3 protein-coding genes are annotated in these 5,114 nt (G+C 42.4%); all 3 read right to left on the reverse strand.

Annotated elements, in window-relative coordinates; genetic code table 11:
• Positions 1-61 precede the first annotated feature (61 nt).
• From LC115_04890 to LC115_04900, 3 genes are read right to left on the reverse strand one after another with little or no spacing between them, the layout of a single operon-like run.
• Positions 62-1,981: a type I restriction-modification system subunit M gene (locus LC115_04890; protein MCZ2356017.1), complete on the reverse strand. Its 1,920-nt coding sequence runs from the start codon at positions 1,979-1,981 to the stop codon at positions 62-64.
• A gap of 12 nt (positions 1,982-1,993) precedes the next feature.
• Positions 1,994-2,587, reverse strand: coding sequence for a restriction endonuclease subunit S (locus tag LC115_04895; protein ID MCZ2356018.1), 594 nt, complete (start codon positions 2,585-2,587; stop codon positions 1,994-1,996).
• Positions 2,584-5,001, reverse strand: coding sequence for a DEAD/DEAH box helicase family protein (locus tag LC115_04900; protein ID MCZ2356019.1), 2,418 nt, complete (start codon positions 4,999-5,001; stop codon positions 2,584-2,586). The genes LC115_04895 and LC115_04900 overlap by 4 nt, the downstream gene beginning before the upstream one ends.
• Positions 5,002-5,114 lie beyond the last annotated feature (113 nt).

Here is a 5,114-nt window from a genome sequence, read left to right on the forward strand (position 1 = left end):
ACAGGATTAAATCAAAGCATAGCTTCGTTTAATCCCTATATGTTATAGCCAGTGCTTCTTGTCATGTTGTCTCGGTTTTTACTGTCTGGTTAAGTAGCATTTTCAATTTGCTCATAGCGTCTTTTACTATTTTGCTTTGTGTTTCAATGTTCTCAATTACTTCTATGGTTGTCCGTGTGTCCACCTTTACAACTGCATTGGGATTTACAGCTTTCAGGTCAAACACTTTGGCGTCAATGTCAGAAATGATGGCTTCCTGTTCTTTGATTTCTTTTTCAATGGCACTGATTTTTTCTTCCAGTGCTTCAATTTCTTCTTTGTCTTTTTTCTCTTTCTTGTGAACTTTCAGTTGCTCTTTTAGCGGAATGTTTTCTTCTCTCAGTTCGGCTACTCTCTCCTTGTAAGGTTGCATCATTTCCCATGCTTCGGCTCTGCGTGCTGCAAAGTCCACTGACCATGAGTAGCGGCTTTCTCCTTTGGTCGCTAACATTTTTGCATAGGTCGGGAATGGCTCGTCTTTTACATTTTCATCTTCCAGCCATTCGCTTGTAAGTGTCGCAGGGAGTTTACTGTCGTCAATGATGTTGCCGTCTTTGTCATAGCCAAAATGTGCCAGTGTCATCGGGGTTTTCTTGCCGACTTTCACCTGTGTAAGGTCGTAGTACCAAATCTTTTCTGTCTTTTTGCCTTTGGTGAAAAACACCAAATTAGTTTTAACGCCTGCACCTGCTGTGGAGAAAACTCCGCCCGGCATACTGATGATTGCCCAAACATTGCACTCGTCAACCAGTTTGCGTTTAGTTTCAACGAATGAACTTTCATTGGTGCGGAACAACAGACCTTCATCCAATACGATTGCACAAGTACCGTCTTTTGATAATTGAGCAATGATGTCTTGCATGAAAAGCACCTGCGTTGAGCTTGTCTCAAACGCATATCTTTTTTGTGCGTCTTTCCCTTCTTTGCCTCCAAAAGGTGGATTGGTAAAAATATAGTCAAAAGTTGAAGGTGCATTTTCAAATAATGCCCCATAAGTAGCCCGATTGGTTAAGGTGTTACCGTGCCAAATGTTAGGTTGGTCAATGCCATGGAGCACAAGGTTTGCCAAGGCAATAGGGAATACCAAGTTCTCTTTTTCCTTGCCAAAAAATGTATCATGTTTCAGCGTATCTATGTCGGTACTCGAAATTTGCTTCCCGAATTTCTGATTGAGAAATTCATAAGCCACTGCCAAAAATCCGCCAGTTCCGCAACAGGGGTCAAAAATGGTTTTGCCCGCTTCGGGGTTTACCGTTAGCACCATTGCTCGGATAACTTCACGGGGTGTAAAAAACTGTCCGCCATCGCTGTTCTTTTCACCCATTTTCAGGAGTAAATCTTCATACACTTGCGACAAGGTGAAAAAATGCGTGTCGTCCACATTGTCTGTATGCAGTTGATGTACTTTATCCAAAATATCCCGCAGATTGGTTTCGCTGTCCACCCGAACCCGTTCAACGGCTGTCATGATGCGACCGATGATGCGTTGCTTGGGTGTGGCGTGTGGGTTGGGTTGCTCCGTTGTTTTGTCAATATCCAAGCCGTGCAGGTGGGGCAATAATTCATTGTTGATGAAATCAAACAGTTTCTTGTCGCCTTTGGCGAAAAGTTCCTGCCGTTTCCAGCCTTGTGGTTTTCCGTCTGATGTTTTGGGGTGGTCGGGTTTATCGCTATAAGGTGCTGCCCAATCTTGCCAACGGAAAGGACTTACCAAGGCAGGCATGTAGCTATTGCCCAATGCTTCGGCTTCTTCCCGTCCTTTTTGTTCCTGTGCATCCAATATGCGTAAAAACAAAATCCAGGTGAGTTCGGGTACATATTGCAATGCACTGGCACAGTTGCTTCTACGCATTACATCACATATAGACTTTACATACGATGACAAAGACTGTGTAGAGCCTATTACTTTTTTTGATTTATTATTTCCTCTTTTTGCTTTCAATTCAAAATTCTTTTAAAGGTTGTGGGACTGCTCAAATACTCTTTCATTTAGAATTGCCAAGTCATTTAATGAAGAATTTATTGCCGTTTTAATTTTTTCTATTTCAAGAAGTTGTGCTGTAATATTCTTCGCAATAATTCTTTGCTGTTCAATTGGAATATCCGGTATTTCAATTGATGAGATTTGGTGTAGATTAATGTTTGGAATTGCACCTCCTACTATAAAATCTAAAAAGTATTGTTGATATTTTTTAGACTGAAGAGTGAAACACAGCCACAATGGGTCAACTTCATCTAAATTAAGCCTTACAAAAGCAACAGCTTGATTGCAGTTAGCTTTAACATCTTTGTCAATATATCCAACTCTACCAATAGTACCAGCAATTGTTATTAGTACATCACCTTTTTGCAATTCAGACCTACTAAGTTTTGAACTTGAACTTTCAGAAATGAACATTCTAACTTTTGAAAAATCAACGGCATTTCCTTGAATATCTTCCCCCCTCAAGAAAGGTAAGCCTGTTGGAGCAAATGTTAGTCCGACAGAAGTTGGAGTAGTACCTTTTGATATAAGTTTCGCTATATCGCCTAATTTAATTGTGTTCATGCTCTAAATAATCTTCCTTTAGCGTCCATAATTACATCATTGGGAGTACCCAATATTCTCAAAGCGTTAATGCCTCCTGCGGCTTTTATTTCGGGTACTTGCCATAGGGCAGGTGTTTCCAAAGAGTCTGTACCGTCTAATGAAAACTGGTAGCCAAATGCTTTCAGCACTGTAGCTGCATTTTTATCAATGCCATCAAACCAAGTTTGGTTTTCGGCTATGTAATGGGAACCTCTTTCTGTGCGTTTCAGTGCTTTGGCTTTGTAGCCCAAATGCCCGAAAAAGTCAAACATATCGTAATCGTTCATCTTGTCAATTTCCTTTATCACTTCGGGTGAAAAGTTGGCTTCCAGAATATGATTGATTAATGATTTCCGTTTTTGTGTTTCAATCCAAAGTTGTCGGAACTCGTCAAGGTTATGTGCTTCGCTCAATACTCGCTGAATAATTTCTTTGCGGTATTCGTCAACAGGTATAGCAATTTCTTTCCCGTCACGGCTGCCCAATATAAACCGCCCTTGCGGAGTAATTTTTACGGCATGTCCACGCACTTCGCCAATGGCAGGTGCTTCGCCACCGCCACCGCCTGTGTCGCCTCCATCATCACCGCCTCCGCCATTGCCACCACCGTCTTTTGGTTTGCGTGGCTTGGAGATAAATTCCGTTCCGAACAGGTCCGTAACACCTGTGTAATCGTAAAGCCAAAATTTGTATTTCTCGGTTTCTTCGTGTATGCGTGTACCACGCCCCACCATTTGGTAAAACTTAATGGCAGATTTCAGATAGCGGAAAAACACCACGGCATTCAGCCGTTCTATGTCCACACCTGCTTCCAGCAAGTCCACCGTGCAGGCAATAAATGCTCTTTGCCCTGAACCTCGCATGGGTTCTATTTTGTCAGCACCGTTGTTAGTGCCGCCCATGCATTTAAAAGCATAATCGTCTTTGATAACCTGATTATTTTCTTTGCACCATTTGCTGTAAAGATTATTCATGTACATCACCACTCGGTCAGCATGAATTTCACGGTTACAGAAGATGATTACTTTCTGTTCGGGTCCACCGTTTTCAATCAACTGCTGAAACAAGTCGGCACACATGGCAGGGGTTCGCATTTCAATGAAAACCTCATCATCAAAATCTTTTCCTGTATAAGTGTCTTTGGTCAGGTCGGCTTCTGTTAATGGCTGTCCTGTTTTGATGTTAGTGACTTTTGCTGCCAGTATTTCCTGTTTGGTAAATACACGGTTGTCAATGTCGGCTTTGCGTTTTACAATTTCGCAAGCAGCCAGATAACCGTCTTCCTGTGCTTGTGCTAAAGTGTATTCGTAAACAGGCTCGCCAAAGTAATTGAAGTTGTTGGCGGAAATTTCCATTTCCTCCGGTGGCAGTTCTTTTCTTGATACCAGTTTTCGTGGTGTGGCAGTCAATCCTAAATGAATGGCTTTGGGATTGCGTTTCAATACTTCACTCCACTTGCCCCAAGCGGAACGGTGGCACTCATCAATGATGATAATGCTGAAAGAGTTTTCAGGATAATGTTCAGAAAGAAAACTTGCAATTTTGTCATCTGGTGTTTCATCATCTAAACCCAATGTTTGATAGGTGGCAATATGAATGCGGGCATTCTTTGCAGCGTTTTCGCCTTTTTCGGTTTTTACTATCCGCACATTGTCGTCAAAGGCAGCACTTAGTTTTTCATAGGCTTGTGTCCGCAATTCGTCTCTGTCGCATAGGAACAAGGCAGGTTTTGGTAGTTGTCCTGCTTCATTCAGTCGCCAAAGAAGGTTTGTGGCGATAATGGTTTTCCCTGCACCTGTCGCCAATGAAAGCAACACTCTTGGGTCTTTACCATTTTGGATTTGCAGAATTATTTTTTCAAAAGCCGCACGAATAGCAGCATCCTGATAGTAGCGGTATCTGTTCCATGGCGGACTGTCGGGCATGAATAAAATCTGTGCTTCGGGTGTGCCAAGGTCTATGCCTGTGTCTTTTGCATATCGGGCTGTAAGGTCGTCATGTGTAATAAAGTCTTTCAGTGGAAAAGTCCCCGCTTGCATTTTGGTGAAGTGGTCATACTCGCCATAAAGATGTCCGTTGCTGGCAAAAACATATTTCACTTCAAATCTTTCGCACTCCGAATATTTCTTTGCTTGCTGCATACCCTTCAATGGGTCTTCATCTTCTTTCTTTGCTTCCAATACAGCAACAGGCAAAGGTTTAGGCATTGTGCCAGCCTTCACACAAAGCAAATAGTCCGTCCGTCCTGAACCTTTTTTTCTACGTCCTTTCGGTCCAGTCGGCTCAACAGGAGCAGGTGTTTCGCATTTAAGCTTTGTTATATCGTCATACCCTTTAGCACTTAATACTGGGTCTATTAAGTGATAACGGGTCTCCTGTTCGTTCATTGGCATATTTCAGTCTTTATTACTTTGTCTGTTGTCATGTTACGGTGTCTTTTTAGCATTGGCTATAACGGTATGCAAGTAGGCGTATGTAGCCCTGTGTTGCGCCTGCGGCAGGGCTA

Source organism: Bacteroidia bacterium (assembly GCA_026932145.1).
Taxonomy (GTDB): Bacteria; Bacteroidota; Bacteroidia; order J057; family JAIXKT01; genus JAIXKT01.

What these genes read in the sequence shown, in the direction of transcription:
- LC115_04895 (MCZ2356018.1), bottom strand. Translation starts at nt 2,587, where the DNA reads ATGAACACAATTAAATTAGGCGATATAGCGAAACTTATATCAAAAGGT.
- LC115_04900 (MCZ2356019.1), bottom strand. Translation starts at nt 5,001, where the DNA reads ATGCCAATGAACGAACAGGAGACCCGTTATCACTTAATAGACCCAGTA.